Annotated in this window: 1 protein-coding gene; it reads right to left on the minus strand. The window is 60.6% G+C overall.

Translation table 11 applies throughout. The features are described 5' to 3' along the window. A partial coding sequence (locus tag E1189_RS00215) for a hypothetical protein (RefSeq protein WP_155158148.1) occupies positions 1 to 296 on the minus strand: 296 nt, incomplete at its 3' end. Between the last annotated feature and the right edge of the window lie 24 nt (positions 297 to 320).

Genomic DNA, 320 nt, shown 5'->3' on the forward strand with positions numbered 1-320 from the left:
TCTTCGGCGACCAGTGCCGTCTGTCGCGGATGACTGCGAGCCTGTGCCAGAAAACCGCTGGTCAGGGTGGCGGTTTGTGCATCCGGCCATAGACAAGCAGTGTCGTTCAGTGTCCGCCAAAGGTGAGCGTCACTGTCAGGCAGGGGAGGCTGGCAGGGACGTTGCCAGCTGTCAGCATCGGTGGCCAGTGTCAGCAGCAGGGTTTCCCAGGCATAGAACAGGCTATCCAGCAGAGCCGGGTCGAACAGCTGTTCGACGCTATCCCAGTTGATTGTCAGCCCCTCATTCTGCTCCATGACCTGGCAGTCCAGCCAGACCTG

Origin of the sequence: Parendozoicomonas verongulae, assembly GCF_009711465.1 — a bacterium.
Lineage (GTDB): Bacteria > Pseudomonadota > Gammaproteobacteria > Pseudomonadales > Endozoicomonadaceae > Sansalvadorimonas > Sansalvadorimonas verongulae.